Raw genomic sequence first — 19,298 nt, 5'->3', positions numbered from 1 at the left:
CGTTCACATGAATCCCGCCAGCTGGGACGGCGAGGTGCACTATCTGCCCCAGCCGACCGGACGGTCCAACATGATCGGCATCGTGCAGGCCTATTGGCTCCGCCAGTGCCTGGGCAAGTCGTTCCCGGCACGTGCCGACATCGATCCGCTCTATCTCGGCCTGGTTCTGCCCTATCTGTCGCTGACGCTCATCCAGCCGGAACCTTTCCGCGTGCAATATCGATTGGTCGGCACCGAGGTCGCCCGTTTTTATGGCGGCGAGATGCGCGGCAAATGGGTCGATGAGATGACAATCTGGCCGACCCAGGACATCATCGACACGCACGAGACCTATCGCCGCATCTTCGAGGAGCGCGCGCCGAATTACGGCCTGTCGCTCATCGGTTGGGAAGAGCGCGACGATCACGTCTTCGAATTCGCCCGCTTCCCGATCTCGGAAGATGGCATCACCATCACCCACTGCCTCGGCATCGACGACTTCTCCATGATCGAACCACCCAGGAGCCGGGCGATCTAGGGCAGGATCCTGATTGGCGTGCCATCCGGCACGAGCCGCCAGATCTCCTCGATCTCCGCATTGTCGACGGCGATGCACCCCTCCGTCCAATCCACTTTCGGCGCCGATGCGCCGGGCCAATAATTGGGCAGGCCGTGAATGAAGATATCGCCGCCCGGTGGCGCCTCCAGCGCCGCGCTGGCAGCGCGATCGGCCGGCCGCGGATAGTCGATGTGCAAGGAGAGATGATAGGCGCTGTTCGGATTGCGCCCATCGATCACATAATCGCCTTCCGGCGTCCGCCCGTCACCTTCCCTGCGCTTCGGACCGATCGGATTGCCGCCAAGCCCGATCTCGTAGCTGCGAAGGACGATGCCATCGCGGTGCAATTCCAAACGCCGTGCCGATTTGTCGACAAAGACAAAGTCGGCGACCTCCTCCGCAGCAACCAGCCGGACTGGCGCATGATGGCGCGATAGAGCCGCGACCACGATGCCGGCGGCAAGGACAAGAAAGATAGCGAGGAGCGGGCGGAAGATCATGCCGCCGTCTTACCGACACAGTTGGGCGACCCGAGGGCGGAATTGTGGCGAAAACAAAAAGGGCGCCCCGAGGGACGCCCTTTCCGATTCAATGGTCAGCGGATCACACGTTGCTATCAGGCGTCGCCGATTTCTTCTTGGTGATGAATTCCTTCAAGGCTTCGTCGATCGCAGGATCGAGCGCCGGGGCTTCGTATTCCGAGAGCATGCGCTTGTAGATCTTGTTGGCGCGGGTGGTCGCATCCTGGGCGCCTTCCGCTTCCCACTGTTCGTAGGAATTGTTGTCGGCGATGTTGGAGCGATAGAAGGCCGTTTCGAAATTGGCCTGGGTATGAGCGCAGCCCAGGAAATGGCTGCCGGGGCCGACTTCGCGGATGGCGTCGAGCGCCTGGCCGTTTTCGGTGAGATCGATGCCCTTGGCCAGGGTCTGCATCATGCCGAGCTGGTCGGCATCCATGATGAACTTCTCATAGCCGGCCGAGAGACCACCTTCGAGCCAACCAGCGCCATGGAGCACGAAGTTCGTGCCGGCCTGGAGCGTCGGCAGCAGGGTCTGGGCGCTTTCATAGGCAGCCTGGGCGTCGGCAATCTTGGAGCCGCAGAGCGAGCCGCCGGTCCGGAACGGAATGCCGAGACGGCGGGCGAGCTGACCGGCCGCCAGCGAGACGAGTGTCGGCTCCGGCGTGCCGAAGGTCGGCGCACCGGACTGCATCGAGATCGAGGACGCGAACACGCCGAAGATCACCGGGGCGCCCGGGTTGTAGAGCTGCGAGGTGCCGGCACCGGCCAACACTTCGGCCAGCACCTGGGCCAGCGTGCCTGCCGCCGTCACCGGGCTCATGGCGCCCGCCAAGATGAACGGTGTCGTGATGCAGGCCTGGTTGGCGCGGGCGTAAACCTTCATCGCCCCCAGCATCGTGCCGTCCCAAACCATCGGCGAGTTGGCGTTGATGAGGCTGGTGATGACCGTGTTCTTGGCGACGAACTCCTCGCCGAACAGGATGCGCGCCATGGCGACGGTATCCTCGGCGCGTTCCGGCGCCGTGACCGAGCCCATGAACGGCTTATCGGAGAGCTTCATATGGCTGTAGACCATGTCGAGATGCCGCTTGTTGACCGGCAGATCGACCGGCTCGCATACCGTGCCGCCCGAATGATGGATCGAGGGCGACATGTAGGCGAGCTTCACGAAATTCTGGAAGTCGGCGATGGTCGCATAGCGGCGGCCGCCGTCGAGATCGCGCACGAAGGGCGGGCCATAGACCGGGGCGAAGACCGTGGCGTTGCCGCCGATCTGGACATTGCGCTCCGGGTTGCGGGCGTACTGGATGTATTGCTGCGGGGCCGATTTCTGGACGATCGAGCGCGCCAGGCCGCGCGGGAAGCGGATCCGGGTCCCCTTCACATCGGCACCGGCCTTGGCCCACAGTTCCAGAGCCTCCGGCTCGTCACGGAATTCGATGCCGATCTCCTGCAGGATGGTGTCGGCGTTGCGTTCGATGATGCTGAGGCCCTCTTCGTCCAGCACCGTCACCAGCGGGATCTTGCGCGTGATATAGGGGTTCTGGACGATGACCGGCTTCTGGCGGAGGGCGCGCCTTGCGTCGGCACCACCGCGGGTGCGGCGGCCGGTAACCGGCTGGCCTTCCACGGCGTCAGAAAGCGGTTCCACATTGGACATGATGAGAGGCCTTTCCCGTGAATCAAACTAATAGACCGATGACTTATTCGTCGCCCATATCGGCACCGGAAGGCCAGTTTCTCTAGCGAAAGGGCGACAGCCCCTCACCAGATCGCGCCAAATGCGCCATCCCCGAAAACATTGATTTTGCGGCGCAATAGCCGGACCTGTCCTATTTGCGCCGTAGCACCCGCCGTGGCGCATTTCGGCAATTTGTCGCCCCTGAATGTCCCGGCTCCGGGGCTGATTCGTCTGGCGATGTGCCCAAATCCCGGGGAAAATTGCTGGGAAAACAGCCGGCTAGCGCCGACTTTATGCAGTTCTTGTCGCGCGGCATTTTGCTAATGTCGCAAACAGGCAGCAATCACGTCGCCGCAGCGCCCTATATTCTGCCAGCAATTTTACTTCGGAGTAGCGGGCTATGGCAGAATTTCCGGCAAAGGCGAAGGTCGTCATCATCGGCCTGGGCGGCATCGTGGGGGCATCGATCGCCCATCATCTGGTCGCGCGCGGATGGGATGATATCGTCGGCATCGACAAGTCCGGCGTCCCCACCGATATCGGGTCGACGGCCCACGCCTCCGACTTCTGCTACATGACCAGCCATGACTTCCTGTCCTGCTGGTCGTCGCTCTACTCGATCGATTTCTACAGCAAGCTCGGTCATTACGACCGCGTCGGCGGCCTGGAAGTCGCCCGCGTCGGCGATGACGGCCGCATGGACGAGATCAAGCGCAAGGTCGCCTCGGCGAAGGCCTTCGGGACCCGCGCCCGCCTGGTGACCCCGGCCGAGATCAAGAAGAAATTCCCCCTCATCGAAGAAGACAAGGTCCAGGGCGGCCTCTGGGATCCCGATGCCGGCCTCGTCATCCCGCGCTCGCAGACCGTCGCTGGCAAGCTCGTGGAACAGGCCGAAGCCGCCGGTAAATTGAAAGTCTTCGCCCATACCGCGGCGAAGTCACTCGTGATCGAGAACGGCCGCGTCAAAGGCGTTGTCACTGATCGCGGTACCGTCATGGCCGATTATGTCGTCGTCAGCGCCGGTCTCTGGGGTCGCCTCATCGCCGAAATGGCGGGCGAGGATCTCCCCGTCATGCCGGTCGACCATCCTTTGTGCTTCTTCGGCCCCTATACCGAATTCGCCAACACCGGCAAGGAAATCGGCTGGCCGCTGCTGCGCGATCAGGGCAACTCCGCCTATATGCGCGACACCGGCGATCCCACCACCGCCGAAGGCGGCATGATCGAGTGGGGCTATTACGAAGAGAAGAACCCGCGCATGGTCCATCCGCGCGATCTTCTTGAAAAGGAGCAGGCGCGCCTCTCCCCCTCGCAGCGCGACCTCGACATGGAGCAGATCCTCGAGCCGCTCGAGCGCGCCATCGAACTGACGCCGATCCTCGCCGAGCTTGGTTATGAGGAGAAGCGCTCCTTCAACGGCCTGCTGCAGGTGACGACCGATGGCGGCCCGTCGATTGGCGAAAGCCAGAAGGTGCGCGGCCTGTGGTATGCCGTCGGTGTCTGGGTCAAGGACGGTCCCGGCATGGGCAAGCTCCTCGCCGATTGGATGACCGACGGCCGCACGCCGATCGATCACAATAAAATCGACTTCGCCCGCTTCTATCCGCACATGATGGAAGAGAAGTTCATCGAGGGCCGCTGCGGCGAAGCCGCGCGAAAGATCTACAACCCGGCGGTCCATCCCCGCGAACCCTATGATACCGGCCGCAACGTCAAGCGCTCGCCCTTCTACGAGCGCGAGAAGGAACTCGGCGGCTACTTCATGGAACTCGGCGGCTGGGAACGTGCCCATGGCTACAAGGCCAACGAGCATCTCCTCCAGAAATACGGCAACCGCGTTCCGGCGCGCGAGAACGAGTGGGACAACCGCCATTTCTGGCGCGTCTCCAATGCCGAGCATCTCGCCATGAGCGAGGATTGCGGCATCGTCAATCTCTCCCATTTCTACATGTTCGATGTGGAAGGTCCGGACCATGTCGAGTTGATGGAATGGATCTGCGCCGCCAAGATCGGCGGCGACGCCAATATCGGCAAGGGCATCTACACGCACTTCCTCGATGACGAGGGCATGGTGCGCGCCGATTTGACCGTCATCCGCATGCCTGACCGCATCCGCGTCATCGACGGCGCCGATGCCGGCCCCCGCGATTTCCACTACATCCGCCGCATGGCCGAGGATAAGGGCTACAACGTCAAGGTGACCGACGTTGCCGCCCAGTACGTCACCATCGGCATCTGGGGCCCCAACGCCCGCGTGACCCTGCAGAAAGTCGTCGAAGACCCGGCCGGTCTCGAACCCGCCGCCTTCCCCTTCGCCGCGATCAAGCAGATCAAGATCGGCGGCAAGAACGTGACAGCCTTCCGCATCTCCTATGTCGGCGAACAAGGCTGGGAACTTCACATGAAGTACGAAGACGGCCTCGCCGTCTGGGATGCTTTGCGCTCGACCGGTGTCATGGCGTTCGGCGTCGAGACCTATGCCAACAGCCGCCGCATGGAGAAGAGCCTGCGTCTGCAGAATGCCGACCTTCTGACCGAGTACAACCTCATCGAGAGCGATCTGCAGCGCCCGAAGGTCAAGGAAGCCGATTTCCGCGGCAAGTCGGCGAATATCAAGCACCGTGCACTGCCGAACCAGGCAGCGATGCTCTGCACGCTCGTGATGACCGACAACAAGGACAGCAAGGGTGTGGCGCGTTACCCCGTCGGCATCCTGCCGGTGATGGACCCGGAGACGAAGGAGACGCTCGTCGACGAACTCGGCCGCCGCTCCTTCACCACCTCCATCGCCTACGGCCCCACCATCGGCAAGAACATCGCACTTGCCTATCTGCCCTGGGCCTATTGCCAGGCCGGCCGCAAACTCACCGTCGAATATTTCGGCGAGACCTACCCGGTCGAAGTAGTCTCCATCGGCTACAAACCCCTCTACGACCCGGAGAATCTAAAGCCCCGGACCTGAGGGGCGGTCCTACGATCTGCAGAATCCGGCCAGCGGACAGCGTTTGGTTCGCTGGCCGGATCAGTTTCCGCGTCGTTCCCGCTATCAAGAACCTGGCAGCCAGTGATCCAGACCGGGCAAGTGCGACTGCACTGGGTCTTCTCGGCTGAGACCAAAAAAATGCCCCGCTGAGATTATGCACGTAATCGTCAAATCCGCTCTTCCACGCTTAAGCATGGCTGACGTGCCTGCAGTCCTCGGCAATCGCCGCCAATTCTCAACATTTGACATCAAATTTTGGCGCCCGGTGCCAGGGAGCAAGAAAGAGATGCCGTCGACCGTCTTGCCCAGGATCACCCCCTATTGATACAGATCAACTCGCGCCAAGAAAGGACCGGATAATAAACTCTCTGTAGATTATGCGACCGCTTGGCTGATAGCGACCACGCACCGATCGATCTCATGAGGAGTATGGGAATTGACCGAGCGATTTAAGACGGATCGCTCCGATGACGGCGATTGGCCTAAGGCAAGAATAGCCATTTATGCTGTACTGCTCGGCCTACTGGTCCTTGCCACCGCCTATGCCAGCATTCAACTGACACGCAGGGGCGGTAGCGTCGCCGCGATCTGGATACCCAACGCTATCGCCCTGGCCGCCATCATTCGCGGCCCTCGACAGAGCATGGGTGCCATGCTCGCCCTGGGATTTTTCGGCAACTTCGTCGCCAATCTCCTGGCGGGGGACGCGTATCCACTGGCCCTGGGACTCAGTCTCTGCAACACCGCAGAGGTCGTGATCGGATGGGCGACCTTTCGTCTCGGCACGTCCTGGATAGCCGATCGCAGGAACGACCTTTCCAACCCGCGAACCCTAGTCATCTTCATAATCACTTGCGGCGGACTAGCAGCGGCAGTGGCCGCAACGCTTGCCAGCAGCGTCTTGCGTCTGGTCGATGGAGTATCATTCGCCACGACGTGGCCCATTTGGTTCATGGCCAACTCGGTAGGGATGCTTTCCGTTGCCCCGGTATTGCTGTCTCTCGGCCGCGACGGTGCTGATGGGGTAATCGGCAAGCAGCATATCGCTCTAAATTCCGCGATCATCATAACAGCAGTCGTTGCTGCAGGCTTTGCGGTTTTTGGCAGCAGCCATATGCTCATCTTCTTGATGATCCCGATCGTGCTGCTGCCGGCCTTTCGGGTCGGCTTTGCCGGCGCGGCGTTGACCTGCTGTCTGGTATCGCTGATCGCAGCTGCCACGACCTGGCTTGGGTACGGGCCTTTCAATTCAATCTCTGCGCCGACTGAACAGGGACACATCCAACTGCTGCAAGGCTTTATTCTCGCCATCACGCTGATTGCTCTGCCCGTCGCAGCTGGATCGACGTCCCGGCGCCGCATCGACGTTGAACTGGCGGAGAGCCGCAATGATCTGATGCGCATCATCAACAGCATGCCTGCCATGATCGCTTCCTGGGACAAGACCCTCCATAATCGGTTTTGCAATCGCGCATACATTGAGTGGTTCGGCAAGAGTCCCGAAGAAATTATGACGGGGATGCACATCAAGGATGTGATCGGCCCTAAATTGTTCGGCCTCAATCGAGAGTATATGGAAGCTGCGCTCCGCGGCGAAGCCCAGACATTCGAGCGGGAGATAGTCGACGTGGCTGGCAAGCTGCGCGTCAGCGAGGCGCACTACGTGCCAGACGTGCGAGATGGCAAGGTTGACGGCTTTTATGTTCTGGTCTTCGACATCTCCAAGCTCAAAGAGATCGAGGTGGCGCTACGGGCCGCGAAGCACGAGGCCGAAGGCGCCAATCGCGCGAAGACGACCTTCCTCTCCACAATGAGCCATGAGTTGCGGACCCCGCTCAACAGTATTCTTGGCTACACTGAAATGTTGGCGATTGGATTGGCTGGCCCCATCAATGAGAAGCAGACCGAGTACTTGGGAAATGTGAGGACAAGCGCTGGGTATCTACTGCGCCTGATCAGCGACGTTCTGGACACCAGCATGCTGGAATCCGGCAAGCTGGCGATAGTCAGTGAGGCGGTTGCAGTCCGGCCGATTATAAAGGCGGTAATGGCGGGCCTCGAGGTTCTTGCTATGAAGGCCGACGTAAGCCTCATCGACCGGATCGGAGACATCCCGCCAATTCGCGCCGATGGTACGCGTCTACATCAGGCGCTGCTCAACCTCGGGTCTAATGCGATCAAGTACAATCAGCCGGGAGGACGCGTCGAGTTCTCGGCGGAATGCACCGAGGATGGTATGGCCCGGATCAAAGTCAGCGATACGGGCCGTGGCATCCCCGCAGCGCGCCAAACTGAACTGTTCAAGGAGTTCAGCCGCCTGGGCGCGGAGAGTGGCGCGATCGAAGGAAGTGGCATCGGCCTCGCATTGACCAAACGGGTTGTGGAAGCGATGCACGGCTCCATTGGCTTTGCCAGCATCGAGGGAAAGGGCAGCGAATTCTGGATTGATCTGCCAATTGCGCGGGATATTGAATAGACCATATGGCGCCTCCGTCGCCCGGATCGCCGAACTGGGAACTCAGACCGTTGCAAGAGCGAATGCGCGGAGCAGGTCCGGACCCGCCTCCCATCGTCATCCTCCCCGAAGTCGGAGGATCCACGAGTTGTTTTCTTCAAATTGCCAACAAGCTCGTAGATGGTCGACCTTCGCCGACCACGACGAACCGGCGGCTGGCATCCAGTCTTATCCGTCGTCCCCGGGCGAAGATCCGGGGGGGGGCCAGATACTGTCGTTGGCGAGCGCCTCTGCAATCCAGAACTCATTCGGCCGAGACTGTAACCAGCATCTGCGGTAGAACTGAAATGCAAAAACGCCCCGGTTTTATGACCAGGGCATTTTCGCTTCGCGGCAACGGAGATCAATAGATCGAGAAATCACCTGCCGTGATATCCGGATGATTAAGCAGCGTCACAATAAGCGACATGTCGCTGTGGTCACCGCCATTGGAATCGTAATAGACGTTGCCGGTATTCTTGTCATAGATGATCCGGTCGTCCGCCTGCCCCACGGCATCTGCCTGGGCGAAGGCGCCGGCGGTCAATGTGCCGACCTTGCCGAGGGCCGCAAAGGCGGCGCTCGCCAGCTTGATCGTGTCGGCGGCGGCGTCATAGCTCGTGATGATGTCCGAGTTTTCTGCCGTCGGCGCCACGTCAAAGGCGAAGGAATCGCGGCCGTCGCCGCCCACCAGCGTGTCATGGCCGGCGCCGCCGATCAGCGTGTCGTTGCCGGCGTCACCCGAGAGATAGTCATTGCCGGCATCGCCCCACAATTTGTCGTTCTGAGAGCCGCCATAGGCCTTGTCATCACCATTGCCGGCATGAAGGAGATCGTCATTCTTCTCGCCATAGATGGCATCGTTGCCTGCACCGCCATAGATCGTATCGCCCCCATCGCCACCGCGCAGCGTGTCGTGACCGTCGCCGCTGGTGATGAGGTTGGACTGGGTGTTGCCGGTGCCGGTGAAATTGCCCGAGCCTGTATAGGTCAGATTCTCGACATTGGCGGTCAACTGATACGTCGCAAGTGTGGTATGCACCGTGTCGGTGCCCTGGCTGGCCAATTCTGTCACAACATCCTTGGCGGAATCGACCAGATATGTGTCGGAGCCAAGTCCGCCTTTCATCGTGTCGTTCCCCGTGGTGCCGGCAATATAATCGTCACCCGCCGTGCCGTTGCCGCCTTCGACCTTGTCGGTCAGGCTGATCACGAAATCATGCGACACGCTGAGGCCGCCGGAATCTGTCGACGTCACAGTGACAGTGTGCTGGTTCTGCGTTTCGTAATCGAGGACGGCGCCCGCCTTCACATGAATTTCCGAGCCAATGACCTCGAAGAGTGCGCTGCTGCTGCCGCTCAGCGTATAGACGTGACTGTCTCCGGTGTCCGGATCCGTTGTCGTCAGGGTGGCAACCAGCGTGCCGCCGGCCGCATTTTCATCGAGCGCCGAAATGACCGCTGTCACCGCCGTCGGCGCATCGTTGGGCGGTGTCACCTCGACGATCGATCCGCCCAGCAGCTTTATCAACGTCGCATAGAGGGGATCGATCACGGTCTCGCTCAGGAACAACGTCGCGCCGCCCTGGTTGAGATCGAACAAGGTGGCCGGCAGGCCACTATCCGAATAGGTGATGCCGTTGATGGTGACCGTGGCACCTTGCGCCAGCCAGACATGAGACGTCGAGGCATTGCCGCCCTGGCTGGTCGGATCGATGCTGACGAGATTCTCGCCAGTGATGGAATCGCTCCAGAAGCGGAAGCTGCGGCTATTGTCTTCAGCAACCGCATCGATCAGTACAGTGTTGCTGGACTTCAGATCGTAGCCGGCATCGGTGTTGCCGCTCGCCAGCGTATTTTGAAAGAGTACATTGTAGACGCCGTTTTCCGTGGTGAAGCCGTCGCCGTTCCAATACTGGTTGGTAGCACCGTGGCCGTAATTATTGGCCATCGACACGTCATTGAGCACCACGTCATGCGCGGTTCCCTGGATCAGCACGCCAGAGACGTAGAGCAGGTTGGCGTCGGCCCCAGCCATATCGGCATGGACATCCGAAATATTGATGTCGTGGCTGTCATAACCAATGCGAATGGCGTTCTGCGTATAGCCGGTGACATCGACATCCGTGATGGTCAGGCCGGAAACGGTCGCCGTCGTCGCGCTACCGGATACATAATTTTCAAAGAAGCGCACCACGTTGGTCGCGTCGACATGCTCGATGGTCAGGTTCGACACATCGGCGCCGACGCGAAAGGCACCGTTGCCGACATTGCTGATCGAGAGATCGGAGAATGTCAGATTGTTGGCGCCGCCCAGCAGGCGGAACAGTTCCGACCCCGCATTGTCGCCGTCATGCCAGTCGACCGCACGGCTGCCTGAAATATCCGCCGACATCGGATCGCCGTTGCTGTCGACGCCACGGATCGTCACCGGTGCGTCCTCGGTACCGCCCTTGTTGATCGAAATCTGCGTACTCTGCTGATAGGTGCCTTGGTCCGCGATCAGAAGAACTTCGCCGCCCGGCCCCGCCTGGCCGATGAATTGCGACAACTTGGCGAGTGTGCCGGCATTTTCAGCAGATGATCCGTCCTGCAGTCCGGATCCAGTGGGGGAGATGTAAAGTGTTGCCATGGCCTGATTCCTTGCCGTGAATCGTTGCTGCCGTGCCACTGCGCCCGATCGAGGGCAGGAACCGAACTTCCAGTCCGATGAAGATTCGCAATTGGCTGCGCTGCACAAAAATGCCCCGCGCGCCTTAACATAATATTACTTTCCTAAATTTTATTCAGATATATCAATGGTTTACTATAATGAGAGAGATATCTGTCTCGAATGCCGCCTAACCTCGGCACCGAATTTGTGCCGTTGAATTTCCACCTGGGCCGGTCGAAAGATCAGGCCCGCCCTTCTTTGGAGTCGTCTCATGAGCTTGCGCCGTAATTTGCCGCCCGCCTCGATCAGCGCGCGCGCCCAGGAGATGTTGCGCGAGGCGCCTGCGATCGGCGCGCGGCCCGTGGCGCCGGCGGCACTTGCCGAGCGGAGGCTGGCAAGCGATGCGCTCTACACGCCGGCAGGACGGACACTCGCAGCCAGCCTCGGTGTCATGATCAGTGACGAACAGATCGCGGGCATCAGGACGCAGTGCGTTACGCCTGCGGATGCTTGCGCCACAGACGCCATCCTCTATTTCTTCGGTGGCGGCTATGTGCAGGGATCGCCGGATGAGGATTTGGCAATCACCGCTCGGTTGGCGCATCTCACCAGGCAGCGCCTCTATGCGCCCTGGTACGCCCTGGCACCCGAACGTCCACATCCTGCTGCGGTCGAGGATGGACTGAAGGTCTACAAAACACTCGTCGATCGTGTGAGCGCCGATAAGCTCGCAGTGTCCGGCGAATCCGCGGGAGCTGGATTGGCACTCTCGGTCCTGCTGAAGGCCCACAGTGCTGGCATGCCGATGCCGCGCCGGCTGATGCTGATGTCGCCTTGGTCCGACCTCACCAAGACCGGCGACAGTTTGACAACGCTGGAAGGGCTCGATCCGTCGCTGCATTACGAATTGACGCTGGAACCGGCAGCGCGTGCCTATGCGGGTCGGCTCGATCTCGGCTCACCGGACGTCTCGCCGCTCTATGCGGATTTCCCGCGCGATTTCCCGCGTACCTTGATCACGACCGGTACCCGCGACCTCTTCCTCAGCGACTGCGCGCGGCTCTCGACCAAGATGCGCGCAGCCGGGATCGACGTGGAACTGCGCGTCTGGGAAGGCATGTGGCATGTGTTCGAATTCTATGCCGAACTGCCGGAATCAGATCAGTCCCTGGCCGAAATCGCGCACTTCATCACCGCGCCGGCATGAACATCCGCTTGAGTGTGCTGTCCTTCAGCCAGAAATGATGGAACAGCGCGCCCAGCGCATGGATGACGATAAAGGCGATGAAGAGCGGCTTTCCGATCTCATGCACCTCGCCGATCTCTTCGGACACATAGACTGCGAGCAGGCCCGTGACGGGTACGGCAATCAGCAGCAGATAGAAAACGCCGTGGACGATCCTGGCACCCAGCACGGCGAGCCCCTGGCCGATCGGCTCTGGCGTGCCCTGGAACAGGCGCAGCGCGAGCCGCAAGGCAACCAGAACCAAAATGGCGACACCGACCCAGTAATGCGCGCTAGCCAGGAACTGGTCACTGGCCGACGGCTCGGTGCCGCGCTTGATGGCCCGCTCCACCTCGCCCATGCTTTCGCCGAAGATCAACTGGAACAGGATGAGGAGTGCGATTGTCCAGTGCAACAGGATCTGCAGGCCAGAGTATCCCTGCCGTTCAATCATAGCCATGTCGTCATCCCCTTCTCTGGCACCGGCATGGTTGCCGGCACGGTCATAATCTGGAATATCGACGGTGCAGTCTTTCTATAACCTTACCTTTTTTATGGCCAGCTGTCGTGCTTCACCTTGACGCTGACCACCATCCCCAACCTGCCATCCGCCGCCGGAGTACACTGCCGATATGACCGCCCCGACCTATCCTATTCTCACAGATCGATTGGCCGTTCGCCCGTTTGCCGATAGCGACCTCGCCGCGACGATCGCGCTCTACAAGGTGCCGGAGGTGCTGCGCTATCTCTATGTCGGCCCGCGCACCGATGACGAGATCGCCAAGTCGCTGGAACAGCGCCGTGAGAAGACCGACCTCAAGGCCGAAGGCGACAAGCTGATCCTCGCCATCGAGCTCCGCGAAACCGGCGCCTGCATCGGTGAAGTGATTCTGGTCTGGCTGAGCGAGGTTCACAAATCGGCCGAGATAGGCTTCCTGCTGCATCCCGATTACCAGGGCAAAGGCTACGCGCGTGAAGCCACGTTGCCGCTGCTGAAGTTCGGTTTCGAGGCGATGGACTTCCACCGCATCATCGGCCGTTGCGACGGGCGAAATGCGCCGTCGGCGCGGTTGATGGAGAAACTCGGCATGCGGCGCGAGGCGCATCTGATCGAGAACGAATTCATCAAAGGCGAATGGACCGATGAGTTCGTCTTCGCCATGCTGCAAACGGAATGGCGCCGTCAGTCGAGCCCGGTTGGGCAAGACGCTATCAGGTAAGGCGCCCATCCTCCGGCACGGGGACATTGAACCCGTTGAGGGTCACGGACACCATGCAATACAGGCCAACGAGATAGATGAACTCGGCGGTGCCGGTCTCACCGAACAGGCCGACGGCTTGGCTATAGGTCAGCGGCGGCAGCACGCCGCCGGACACCAGGGCCGAGGCCATGTCATAGGCAACCGCCTCTTCCCGTGTCAGGTCGCCCGGACGCTGGCCGGCGATGATCGTGGCAATCTTATCATCTGGAATGCCGCGCAGTTCAGCCACCAGGACATGGGCGTAGATCTCGTAGGCCGAGCGGAATTTGGCCCCCGTAACCAGGATCGCGATCTCGCGCACCGGCTTGGGCAAGGTCGGTGACGCGGAGAGGGCCTTGACCAGCGCCCAGACCGGCCCACCGAATTGCGGAAAGCGCAGCCAGGGATTCCAGGGACCGATCAATTGTCCGTCCGGATCGATTGCCGTGAACCCTTTGAAATTTGTCTCGATACCCTTGCGCATATCGTCATAGAGCGGGCGTTGCTCGGCGTTCAGGTCTGCCGGCGGGAGAAGTGGCAATCGCATCATTGTCCTCGCGATGTAAAAGCGGCCCGGGAAAATCGGTGCGCTGATTTAACATCATTCGGATGACCGAAATGCTGCGGCATTCGGCCGCCGCGCATTACCGCTCAATGCGTCAGGGCAAGACCTGCATCGCCCTTGAGCGAGAGTGGCAGGCCGAGCCCGCAGCCCTGCAGGACACGGATGGCATTGCTGAGATACCGCAGCGATCGCTCGGCCCGGTCCGCAGCGACTTGGTTGCGCAGCAAGGCCATCGCCGCCGTCATCTCACCGCATTGCGCCAGGCGCAGCAGATCAAGCAGTGCCGCCTCGGACGGATCGACGCCCAGGCACTGCGGATGATGAAAGCRCCACGCCTGCCGCTCGCCTCCCAGCAGAACGGCAAGGAAGGCGCTAAAATCGGCCAGCACCTCCTCGAACATGCCCTCCACAATCTGCACCCTTAGCACCCGCCCATCACCCATCCGCACAGGTTCGAGGCAGGCAATAAACGCCTGCCGCCAATCGCTTCCCGCATGCCTGGATTGCCCCCGCCCGCGGAAGGCCCAGAGGCGGAGGCTTTGGAGCAGAAACCGCTCCAGCCGCCCCAGCTGGTGTAGGGGTCGGGTGAGGTGCGAGTCTGGCTCTTTTTCGGTGTCGGATAAGGGGGTTATGGCTTGTCGGCCCATGTGGCTATCCCGTCTGGAGGCGTGCATTTAGTATTGCATATGCGACTTATTCGCAATACATAAACATGAACAACCCAGGCTACTGCCCCGCCCCATTTCACACGGCGGACAACAAGGTGGCTCCAGGTCATTGAAATCTGCCCACATCCCGGTTAGACACGCGGGCCGTGGCCAATGTTGCGCCGCGAAATGGATGCGCGAAGAGACGGAATTATGAGCAATCTGCTGCATGCGGAAGTGACCGACGTCCACCATTGGACAGACCGCCTGTTCACCTTCAAGACCACGCGGGACCCCGCCTTCCGCTTCGCCAGCGGCCAGTTCACCATGATCGGCCTGGAAGTGAACGGGAAACCGCTGCTGCGCGCCTACAGCATCGCGAGCGCCGCCTATGAGGAATCGCTCGAATTCCTGAGCATCAAGGTGCAGGACGGTCCCCTCACCTCACGCCTGCAGCATTTGAAGACCGGCGACAAGATTCTGATCGGCCGCAAGGCCACCGGCACCCTGCTGCCGACCAACCTGCTGCCCGGCAAGCATCTCTATCTGCTGGGCACCGGCACCGGCCTTGCGCCCTTCCTCAGCCTGGTCAAGGACCCGGAGGTCTATGACCATTATGAGAAGATCATTCTGGTCCACGGCGTACGCCATGCCAACGAGCTGGCCTATGCCGATTTCCTCGAGAAGGAATTGCCGAACCACGAGCTCATCGGCGAGCTGGTGCGCGAGAAGATGATCTATTACCCGACCGTGACGCGCGAGCCCTTCAAGAACAACGGCCGCATCACGCATCTCATCGAGAATGGCAAGCTGTTCTCAGATGTCGGTCTGCCGCCGCTCGACGCACACGCCGATCGCATCATGCTATGCGGCTCGCCCGCCATGCTCGCCGACCTCCGCCCCCTCTTCGAAGCGCGCGGGTTCAGCGAAGGTAGCGTCGCGCAGCCGGGCCATTATGTGATCGAGAAGGCGTTCGCCGAGCAATAAGACAGGCGCTCGCCGTCGGTATTTTCAACCAGGCACGCGGTAGCCGAGCAGGTCGGATTTCTTATACTCGCTGATATTGACCGCATCGCTCTGATTGCCACCGAGGACCTTGATCTTGGTTGCAGTCTCGCCGATGTAAAAAGCGACATGGCCCGAGTTCGCATCGCGCTTGAAGACCACGATGCAGCCCGGTTTCGGCACGTCGATCTTCTTCCCCCAGTTCAACCATGACCGCGCCCACGCGGAATCGGTCCCTTCGAGACCGGCGCGCTCGACACACCAGTTGACGAAAGCCGAGCACCAGAATGTCTCGTCATTCGAGGCTGAGGATGGATCCAGAGTCGTCGAGTGGAGATATTCGACAATACGTGGATTGTCGCCGGATCCCGGGAATTCCTTGACCCCTTGTTCGGCCAGCGCGATGGGCATCCAGGGAAACGTCTTGCCGGCAGGCGATGCGGGAACGACCGCAGCCAGAAACTTATGCGACACCCAGCCGTCCAATTTGCTGGTGGTAATCTTCAGCCAATAGCCATCGCCGGATCGGCTGACCTCGGTTACCACATCTCCGAGTTTTAGAAACCCAACCGGTTTTGCAGTCACAGACGGCGCCTCACGCACATTAAGCATTGTTGCCGTGACATTGTATTGCGCAGGCATGATCGCCCCCTCTGCTGGCCAAGACTGGAAGCTGAAAATCATAGCGCCATTGAGGGCTTGGCGAAATAACTATTTATAGCTTTACTATCAATATCAACAATTATTGATATACTTCACATTCCGCAATGGCCCGGACCTTTTGACGGCCATCTCCAATCACCTCTTTGGCCAGGTCGCAGAATGGGCGGCGGCGCGATGACCACGGCCCAGACCGTGCGTCAGATACGATCGAGGAGATGGTCCTTGCCGACATCAATGCCTGCGATACCGGCACTGCCCGTAGCTTTCGTGATCACCGACGAGAATGATGCCCAACGAGACTAAGGCGAAGCCTATGCCCACAAGCCGACCGAAGGCACCGTAAAGTCACCTCGGCTCGGTTCAGGCCGATAGACGACCTTGGCTGATGACTTGGTCGCCCGGGCGCAATTCGGTGGCCGGGATGGGCTTGGCTGACTTGAGCGCGGCATAGAGCGGCGCGAAGGGCTGGTTCATGGCGGCGAAGAGATCGTCAAATCGGTCCAGCACGAAATAGGTCGATTGAAAATCGTCGATGCGGAAATCCGTGCCCATGACGCGGGCAAGGTCGAACATCACGCGGTGCGGCTTTGGGCTGTCGACGCTGAAAGCTGTTTCGGTGGCCGATGACAACATGCCGGCGCCATAGGCCTTGATCTCGCCGTTCTCGCGGATGAGGCCGAATTCCACCATGTACCAGAAGAGCCGCGCCAGAATCTTGGTAGCGCCGAGACGCATCGCTTCGGCGCCCTTGGCGCCATAGGCCTGCAGATAGTCGGCAAAGATCGGCTGGGTGAGCAGCGGCACATGGCCGAAGAAATCGTGGAACACGTCAGGCTCAACCAGATAGTCGATCTCATGCGGCTCGCGAATCCAGACCGTCACCGGGAAGCGTCGGTTCGCAAGATGCTGGAAGAACGCGGTGTCGGGGATGAGGCCGGGGACAGCGACGATCTCCCAGCCGGTCAATTGGCGGAGGCGTTTGCTGGTCGCCTCGAAGTCCGGAATGCGATCCGGCGACATATCGAGATTGTGCATGCCATCGAGGAATGCCTTGGCGGCGTAACGCTGCGCCACCTTGCTTTGGCGCTGGAACAGTTGCCGCCACAGGCGATGCTCATCTTCCGTGTGGACAGAAAGATCCTGCACGATGCTGAAATCGGCACCGCAGCCGCGATAGTCGCCCCGCAGCTTTTCCTGCGTCGCCAGCCAATCCTGGGCACTCGCCGCGCTGGTATCCGAATGGGAAAGATCTAGGTCGAGCATGGCTGGCCTCACGGGAAATCATCAATGGAACCAGTTTGCGCTGAGATCAGGGGTGATTTTCGGCGAATATCCCTTGCTGCGTTTACATATTGGCGTTTTCCACTATCATTTCCGGACTGGATAGGGGAATTCACCATGCCGGACCTGGATAGTATCGACCTTAAGATCCTGCGTATTCTGCAGCGTGATGGCAGGATCGCGACCACGGACCTCGCCGAACAGGTCGGCCTATCCGCCACCCCCTGCGCCCGGCGCCTGAAGCGGCTGGAGGAGGATGGTTTCATCCGCGGTTATCACGCCAGCCTCGATGCGAAGAAAGTGGGCTGCGGCCTGCAGGCCTTCGTGCAGATCCGGCTCGATGATCATGCGGAGAAAACGGTGGCGGCCTTCGAAGCCGCCCTGCTCCGCCGGCCCGAGGTCGTCGCCTGCTACGCCATCACTGGCAGCAGCGATTTCCTCATTCACGTGATGACATCGGATCTCGACGCGCTGGGCGAATTTTCAACACGCACCCTGCTGCGGATGCCCGGTGTGCGAGATACGCAGTCCAGCATCGTGTTGTCCGTGTTGAAGGCGGACACGGCCGTTCCGCTGGAGATGGCGACCTAGACGGCGCCCGTGAAACTATCGCCAAGATAGGCTCGCTGCGCCGCCTCGTCGCGGCCTGAGCGGAGATAGCGTTTCCAGGCCTGCTGCTCGTGCCAGACGGCGCCGAGTTCCCAGACGCAGAATGTGCCGCGATGGGGCCCCTCCAACGGGAAGATGGCAAAATCGGCGTGGGCGTCGCTGACTTTGGCGTAAACAGATTCCCAGAGCTCATTGTTGCCGCGCCAGGAACTCACCAGCAGGAAATAGAATTCCTGCCCACAGCGATGCAGGATGACGAAACCGAGATCGTCACCGAGATCGATGTTTGTGCGTTGCAGATAGGCCTGTGCCAATTGCCTTACTGCATCCGGCACGGGCAGATCGGCTGGTGCCAGATCGTACCATTTGAGCCTGGCACCTTTCAGCGCGATCGCCTCGCGCGGCGTCACAAGCTTGTCCTGATGGCGGTATTCCGCATTCACGCCGTGCGTCATCAACATGCCTGCGCCAATCTTGCGCGCACCAGCTTGTCCATGCGCGCAAGGCCGCGATCGTTGATGCCGAGCTGCAGCAAATGCTCGTGGGTCGAATGGAGATACTCGGCACAGGAGCCGACCGGGCCGCAGGCCTGGGCAATCATGCCGGCGGCTTCGTCATCGGTCCCGGGCCGGAGATAGCGCCTGTGCTGCCGATTGGAGACAAAGGCGATGGCCTGGATATGGCCAGCCTCTGTCTTGATCCGCGACCAGCGCGGCGTGTAGGCACCCGAAATCATCTCGCGCCGCCAAAGCGCCCTGAGATCGTCCATTTCCGTGGCAGGATTGAGCTGCAGCGCCACGCTGCGACACATGCCGCCGCGATCGAGGGAGAGCATCAGGCCAGGTGCCGCATCCGTGCCGCGAAAGCGCTGGACGATCAGGCAGAAGCGCCGGTGATAGCCCCGCAATATGCCCATTTCGGCTGCCATATGGGTGAAGGCCGGTTTCCAGAGCAAGGAGCCATAGGCGAAGATCCAGATCGGCTGGCCAGCCGGCCTTTCGGCCAGGGTGGCTTCCAGCGACGCCTCGCGCTCGGCATCGGTCAGCCAGCACAGGCTGATCCGATCGGCTTCGCTCAATTCGGGCCAATAGTCGACAGCAAGGGGTGGGGTGCAATTGGGTGCCATGGCCATCAGTGTAACCAATCTCTTGCCTTGAAGCAGCGGGCAGAAAGCCTTACTTTGCAGGTTATA

The 19,298-nt window shown here is 60.5% G+C and carries 17 protein-coding genes; 7 read left to right on the top strand and 10 right to left on the bottom strand.

The window, feature by feature from the left end; genetic code table 11:
- Nucleotides 1-7 precede the first annotated feature (7 nt).
- Nucleotides 8-517 carry a PAS domain-containing protein gene (locus AC1DWZ_RS23220; RefSeq protein ID WP_477171333.1) on the top strand — a complete coding sequence of 170 codons (510 nt, stop codon included), beginning with the start codon at nucleotides 8-10 and terminating at the stop codon, nucleotides 515-517.
- On the opposite strand, the gene AC1DWZ_RS23215 is transcribed toward AC1DWZ_RS23220, so the two are convergent.
- On the bottom strand, nucleotides 514-1,038 hold the full coding sequence (locus AC1DWZ_RS23215) for a L,D-transpeptidase family protein (protein ID WP_477171332.1): 525 nt from the start codon (nucleotides 1,036-1,038) through the stop codon (nucleotides 514-516). The two genes, AC1DWZ_RS23220 and AC1DWZ_RS23215, sit on opposite strands and share 4 nt — an antisense overlap.
- A 103-nt stretch (nucleotides 1,039-1,141) precedes the next feature.
- Entirely contained in the window at nucleotides 1,142-2,719 is a 1,578-nt protein-coding gene (locus tag AC1DWZ_RS23210) for a trimethylamine methyltransferase family protein (protein ID WP_477171331.1), read from the bottom strand.
- 421 nt (nucleotides 2,720-3,140) lie between these two features.
- On the opposite strand from AC1DWZ_RS23210, the gene AC1DWZ_RS23205 reads away from it, so the two are divergent.
- The gene (locus tag AC1DWZ_RS23205; protein ID WP_477171330.1) at nucleotides 3,141-5,702 is read left to right on the top strand and encodes a GcvT family protein; all 2,562 of its coding nucleotides are present in this window, start codon (nucleotides 3,141-3,143) and stop codon (nucleotides 5,700-5,702) included.
- A gap of 457 nt (nucleotides 5,703-6,159) precedes the next feature.
- Nucleotides 6,160-8,199: a sensor histidine kinase gene (locus AC1DWZ_RS23200; RefSeq protein ID WP_477171329.1), complete on the top strand. Its 2,040-nt coding sequence runs from the start codon at nucleotides 6,160-6,162 to the stop codon at nucleotides 8,197-8,199.
- A 382-nt stretch (nucleotides 8,200-8,581) separates the two neighbouring features.
- On the opposite strand, the gene AC1DWZ_RS23195 is transcribed toward AC1DWZ_RS23200, so the two are convergent.
- Complete coding sequence (locus AC1DWZ_RS23195) at nucleotides 8,582-10,849, bottom strand: cadherin domain-containing protein (RefSeq protein ID WP_477171328.1); 2,268 nt, start codon at nucleotides 10,847-10,849, stop codon at nucleotides 8,582-8,584.
- A gap of 292 nt (nucleotides 10,850-11,141) precedes the next feature.
- Between AC1DWZ_RS23195 and AC1DWZ_RS23190 the strand changes: the two genes are divergently transcribed.
- The gene (locus AC1DWZ_RS23190; RefSeq protein WP_477171327.1) at nucleotides 11,142-12,077 is read left to right on the top strand and encodes an alpha/beta hydrolase; all 936 of its coding nucleotides are present in this window, start codon (nucleotides 11,142-11,144) and stop codon (nucleotides 12,075-12,077) included.
- On the opposite strand, the gene AC1DWZ_RS23185 is transcribed toward AC1DWZ_RS23190, so the two are convergent.
- Nucleotides 12,061-12,555, bottom strand: coding sequence for a cytochrome b (locus AC1DWZ_RS23185; RefSeq protein ID WP_477171326.1), 495 nt, complete (start codon nucleotides 12,553-12,555; stop codon nucleotides 12,061-12,063). The two genes, AC1DWZ_RS23190 and AC1DWZ_RS23185, sit on opposite strands and share 17 nt — an antisense overlap.
- Before the next feature lie 172 nt (nucleotides 12,556-12,727).
- Here AC1DWZ_RS23185 and AC1DWZ_RS23180 point away from each other — a divergent pair, with 172 nt between their 5' ends.
- Complete coding sequence (locus tag AC1DWZ_RS23180) at nucleotides 12,728-13,315, top strand: GNAT family N-acetyltransferase (protein WP_477171325.1); 588 nt, start codon at nucleotides 12,728-12,730, stop codon at nucleotides 13,313-13,315.
- Here AC1DWZ_RS23180 and AC1DWZ_RS23175 read toward each other — a convergent pair.
- Both AC1DWZ_RS23175 and AC1DWZ_RS23170 read right to left on the bottom strand, forming a co-directional pair.
- Nucleotides 13,308-13,877, bottom strand: coding sequence for a carboxymuconolactone decarboxylase family protein (locus AC1DWZ_RS23175; protein WP_477171324.1), 570 nt, complete (start codon nucleotides 13,875-13,877; stop codon nucleotides 13,308-13,310). The genes AC1DWZ_RS23180 and AC1DWZ_RS23175 overlap by 8 nt on opposite strands.
- A gap of 110 nt (nucleotides 13,878-13,987) precedes the next feature.
- Complete coding sequence (locus AC1DWZ_RS23170; protein WP_477171323.1) at nucleotides 13,988-14,320, bottom strand: hypothetical protein; 333 nt, start codon at nucleotides 14,318-14,320, stop codon at nucleotides 13,988-13,990.
- 441 nt (nucleotides 14,321-14,761) lie between these two features.
- Here AC1DWZ_RS23170 and AC1DWZ_RS23165 point away from each other — a divergent pair, with 441 nt between their 5' ends.
- A complete protein-coding gene (locus tag AC1DWZ_RS23165) occupies nucleotides 14,762-15,535 on the top strand; it encodes a ferredoxin--NADP reductase (protein ID WP_477171322.1) in 774 nt (257 codons plus the stop codon).
- Nucleotides 15,536-15,559: 24 nt separating this feature from the next.
- On the opposite strand, the gene AC1DWZ_RS23160 is transcribed toward AC1DWZ_RS23165, so the two are convergent.
- Together AC1DWZ_RS23160 and phhA are read right to left on the bottom strand one after the other, a co-directional pair.
- The gene (locus AC1DWZ_RS23160) at nucleotides 15,560-16,195 is read right to left on the bottom strand and encodes a TIGR02594 family protein (RefSeq protein WP_477171321.1); all 636 of its coding nucleotides are present in this window, start codon (nucleotides 16,193-16,195) and stop codon (nucleotides 15,560-15,562) included.
- Between the two features lie 381 nt (nucleotides 16,196-16,576).
- Complete coding sequence (gene phhA, locus AC1DWZ_RS23155) at nucleotides 16,577-17,479, bottom strand: phenylalanine 4-monooxygenase (RefSeq protein WP_477171320.1); 903 nt, start codon at nucleotides 17,477-17,479, stop codon at nucleotides 16,577-16,579.
- Nucleotides 17,480-17,614: 135 nt separating this feature from the next.
- Here phhA and AC1DWZ_RS23150 point away from each other — a divergent pair, with 135 nt between their 5' ends.
- A complete protein-coding gene (locus AC1DWZ_RS23150; RefSeq protein WP_477171319.1) occupies nucleotides 17,615-18,088 on the top strand; it encodes an Lrp/AsnC family transcriptional regulator in 474 nt (157 codons plus the stop codon).
- Here the strand turns inward: AC1DWZ_RS23150 and AC1DWZ_RS23145 are convergent.
- Nucleotides 18,085-18,567, bottom strand: a complete 483-nt coding sequence (locus tag AC1DWZ_RS23145; protein WP_477171318.1) for a hypothetical protein — start codon at nucleotides 18,565-18,567, stop codon at nucleotides 18,085-18,087. The two genes, AC1DWZ_RS23150 and AC1DWZ_RS23145, sit on opposite strands and share 4 nt — an antisense overlap.
- Nucleotides 18,561-19,238: a gamma-glutamylcyclotransferase gene (locus tag AC1DWZ_RS23140; RefSeq protein WP_477171317.1), complete on the bottom strand. Its 678-nt coding sequence runs from the start codon at nucleotides 19,236-19,238 to the stop codon at nucleotides 18,561-18,563. Before AC1DWZ_RS23140 ends, AC1DWZ_RS23145 begins: the two co-directional genes overlap by 7 nt.
- Between the last annotated feature and the right edge of the window lie 60 nt (nucleotides 19,239-19,298).

The sequence above is a fragment of the Dongia sp. P2_B8 genome, assembly GCF_056404715.1.
Note: the sequence above shows the minus strand (reverse complement) of the source record. Positions and strands in the feature narration are given on the sequence as shown.